Source organism: Alcanivorax sp. HI0083 (assembly GCF_001635175.1).
This window is the reverse complement of record NZ_LWFX01000419.1, coordinates 1-811: the sequence shown is the minus strand read 5'-3', so window position 1 is coordinate 811 and position 811 is coordinate 1. Positions and strand designations below refer to the sequence as shown.

The window sequence follows — 811 nt, the reverse complement described above, 5'->3', positions numbered from 1 at the left end:
GGCGTGCAGGGCCTCAGCCGTGCCCAGCTGGACCCCTGGTTCCAGCAAATGGAAACCCGCCTCAAGGTAGAAAAGTGGGCCATGCCCCCCAACGCCAATAACGATGTGATGAAACGCGGGTGCGACGACAGGGGCTGGCATTCCGCCCTGATTCCCCGCAACGTGAGCGGCTGCTGGAACATCGGCTATTGCGGCATGGGCTGCCCCACCAACGCCAAGCAATCCATGCTGGTCACCACCATTCCCGGCGCCCTGGATCACGGCTCCACGCTGATCCACAGCGCCCAGGCGGACACCCTGATTATCGAAGGTGACACCGTCACCGGGGTGCGCGTGCGGCCGCTGAATGACGACAAGGTACCCACCGGCGCCACCGTGACCCTGAAAGCGAAAACCGTGATTGCTGCCGGCGGCGGCATCCAGAGCCCGGCACTGCTGATGCGCTCCGACGCCCCGGACCCGAATGGTCTGGTGGGCAAACGCACCTTCCTGCATCCCACCAGTTTTGCCTTCGGCCTCTACGACAAGGAAATCGCCCCGTATTACGGCGCCCCCCAGTCCATGTATTCCGACGAGTTCACCTTCAAACACGGCGTGGATGGTCCTGCGGGCTACAAAATGGAAATGATGCCCATGCACCCGGGCCTCTCCAGTGCCTTGATCGGCGGCTTTGGTGAACGGGCACGGGATGAAATCGAGCGTCTGCCCAATCTGGCCGCCTCCATTGCCATGATCCGCGACGGCTTCCATGACGAGAACCTGGGTGGCGTCGTGGAACTGCGTGACAATGGTGAACCGCTGCTGGATTACC

1 protein-coding gene is annotated in these 811 nt (G+C 62.5%); it reads left to right on the top strand.

Going from position 1 to position 811, the window contains the following annotated elements; all coding sequences use genetic code 11:
* On the top strand, positions 1-811 hold an 811-nt coding region (locus tag A3754_RS04350), incomplete at both ends, for a GMC family oxidoreductase N-terminal domain-containing protein (RefSeq protein ID WP_156496776.1).